At 71.3% G+C, this 2830-nt stretch carries 1 protein-coding gene, 1 tRNA gene and 3 pseudogenes; all 5 read left to right on the forward strand.

Going from position 1 to position 2830, the window contains the following annotated elements; genetic code table 11:
* Positions 1-251: pseudogene (locus JNW87_RS36995) on the forward strand (hypothetical protein); the annotation flags it as partial.
* Positions 252-353: 102 nt separating this feature from the next.
* Positions 354-449 (forward strand): annotated as a pseudogene (locus tag JNW87_RS37000) (DNA-binding response regulator); the annotation flags it as partial.
* 207 nt (positions 450-656) lie between these two features.
* Positions 657-2210, forward strand: coding sequence for an OFA family MFS transporter (locus tag JNW87_RS37005; protein WP_238455322.1), 1554 nt, complete (start codon positions 657-659; stop codon positions 2208-2210).
* 293 nt (positions 2211-2503) lie between these two features.
* A tRNA-Sec gene (locus tag JNW87_RS37010) sits at positions 2504-2599 on the forward strand.
* A 23-nt stretch (positions 2600-2622) separates the two neighbouring features.
* A pseudogene (locus JNW87_RS37015) lies at positions 2623-2830 on the forward strand (L-seryl-tRNA(Sec) selenium transferase); the annotation flags it as partial.

The raw sequence follows: 2830 nt of genomic DNA on the forward strand, positions 1-2830 counted from the left end.
ACCGGGCGGGCGTTGACCGCGCCGGGGTGGCCGGCGCGCTGGTCGGCCGGCGCAGCCGGGCGCTCTCCGCGCTCTCCGGCGGCGCGCTGCTGGCTGCCGCCGTGTGCACCCGGTTCGGCATCTTCCACGGCGGAGTCGCCTCCGCGAAGGACCCGAAGTACACCGTGGTGCCGCAGCGGGAGCGCGCACGGCAGCGCGACGGGCAGACACCAGACGACAGCGGGCCGGGCGCCGGCCCGAATCCGGGGTAGCCACGCATCAGGCGCCAGGCCCATGAGCCGATACGGGGGTTCAGCTCATGGCCACAACAACCGCGGGTCCGCGGGGAAACCGACAACCGACGCGGGGCCGGTGGGGTCGTCACGGTCAAGACCCACATCACCAACCTGATGACCGAGACCAGCAGCCCCAACCGGGTACGCCTGGCCCTGTTCGCCCGTGGTGCCTGAGCGGCGCCCCTCGCTCGGCAGACCCCCCCGCGCCCCGCGAGTGGAGGTGGGCCCGCCTCATCGTCCGCTGCCCTGCACCGGCTCGCTCCGGCCGCGCCTGGGTTTGATCCGACCCGGTTCGGGTAGGCCGCCGCACATTTCAGTGGGATACGTGCCCACAGCTGTCGCTGCGGATACCCAATGATTCGCAGGAGGGGGAACATACCCATGTTGTCGGTGCTCGACCCCCGCCATACCGTCGCCCCTCCCGGATACAGTCGCTGGCTCATTCCGCCGGCGGCGCTGGCGGTGCATCTGTGCATCGGGCAGGTCTACGCGACCAGCGTCTACAAGAACTCCCTCATCGCGTATTTCGGGGCCAGCCAGACGGCTATCGGGATCATCTTCAGCATCGCCATCGTCATGTTGGGGCTTTCCGCGGCGGTCGGCGGCACGTGGGCGGAGCGCAGCGGACCCCGCAAGACGATGTTCACCTCCGCGTGTTTCTGGGCAGCGGGTTTCCTGGTCGGGGCGCTCGGCATCGCCACCAAGCAGCTCTGGCTGCTTTACCTCGGCTACGGGGTGATCGGCGGCATCGGACTCGGCCTCGGCTACATCTCGCCGGTCTCCACCCTGATCAAGTGGTTCCCGGACCGGCCCGGCCTCGCCACCGGCATGGCCATCATGGGCTTCGGCGGCGGCGCGATGCTTGCCAGCCCGGTCTCCCGTCAGCTGCTTTCGCTCTACGATCCTGGCTTCCACCCCACCAACGCCGGTGCGGTGGCCTCGGGCAGCGCGCTGGTACGGCTCTTTCTCACGCTCGGCGTCGGCTACTTCCTGATCATGATGCTCGGCGTGCTGAACGTGCGGGTTCCCCCACCCGGCTGGCGCCCGGCCGGGTTCGATCCCGCCTCGGTCCGGGCCAAGCCACTGGTCACCACGGCGAGCGTGTCCGCGGCGAACGCGATCCGCACGCGCTCGTTCTGGCTGCTCTGGATCGTGCTGTTCACCAACGTGACCGCCGGCATCGGCATCCTGGAGCAGGCCGCCCCGATGATCCAGGACTTCTTCCGCGACAACGGCGTGTCGGCCGTCTCGATCGCGGCGGCGTCGGGTTTCGTGGGCGTGTTGTCGCTGTTCAACCTGGCCGGGCGGTTCGTGTGGTCGTCGACGTCCGACATAATCGGCCGCAAGCCGATCTACGTGGCCTACCTCGGCCTCGGCATGGTGCTCTACACCCTGCTCGCGCTGGTCGGACACACCGCCACGGTGGTGTTCGTGCTGCTGGCCGGGATCATCATCTCCTTCTACGGCGGCGGCTTCGCCACCATCCCCGCCTACCTGCGCGACCTGTTCGGCACTCACCAGGTGGGCGCCATTCACGGCCGGCTGCTCACCGCCTGGTCCGCCGCCGGCGTGGCCGGGCCGCTGATCGTCAACGGCGTCCTCGACGCCCAGGGCAAACCGGGCACGTTCACCGCTTCGGCGTACCGGCCGGCGCTGTTCACCATGGTCGCCGTGCTGGCCGTCGGATTCATCGCCAACCTGCTGGTCCGCCCCGTCCCGGAACGCTTCCACGAACCGGACACTGGCGGAGCGGTTCCCGTAGCGCCCGCCGAACGGACCGACCCCGTCGCCCTGCGGCCGGAGAGCCGGCCCGCGGCCAACGCCGTGGCCCCGCAGCAGGCCCGGCTCTGGATATCGTGGGCGCTGGTCACCGTGCTGCTCGGCTACGGCGTGGTACAGACCGTCATCACCGCCGCGAAGCTGATCACCGAGTGATCGCCGCTCCCGTCACGCGGCCCGTCCGCTCCAGCAGCTGCCGCCCACGCACCCGCCTCCGCCGCCGGGGAAGAGCAGGAACGCCTCAGGTAGTGCAGCGCGTCGTACCGCCGGGCGTCGGCACGATCGCACCGCCCATGCCGGAGCGGGTTGCTGCTGCCGCCGATCACCCGCCTGGCGACCAGCCCGGGCAAGCCGCGGCCGCCCTTCGAGACGTCGGGGCCCTGAGCCGGGCCGGCGCGGTCACTCCCTTCGCCCGGCGGATGGAGATCATATGTGGTTGACTGCTGGGCGGAGGCGTTCAGGCGGCTGGTGCCCCTCCCGGTCTTCAAAACCGGTGTGGTCCGGGACCCGGGCCAGGCGGGTTCGATTCCCGTCCGTCTCCGCCAAAGCAGGCGCAGGGAGATGACGCATGCCCGACGGCACGGCCGATCCGCGTCGGCGGGTGCCACGCACCGACGCGCTGCTCGCCGACCCGGCGTTCGCCGCCGCCGCCGGCACGCTCGGCCGCGACCGGGTCAAGGCCGCGATCGTCCGCGCGCAGCAGCGCGCCCGCCGCGGCGACATCACCCCCGAAGCGTACGCGGCGCGGCGGCTGGCCGACCTGCCGGCGCCCGCGC

Origin of the sequence: Micromonospora sp. ATA51, assembly GCF_016802855.1 — a bacterium.
Classification (GTDB): Bacteria; Actinomycetota; Actinomycetes; order Mycobacteriales; family Micromonosporaceae; genus Micromonospora; species Micromonospora sicca.

What these genes read in the sequence shown, in the direction of transcription:
- JNW87_RS37005 (WP_238455322.1), top strand. Translation starts at nt 657, where the DNA reads ATGTTGTCGGTGCTCGACCCCCGCCATACCGTCGCCCCTCCCGGATAC.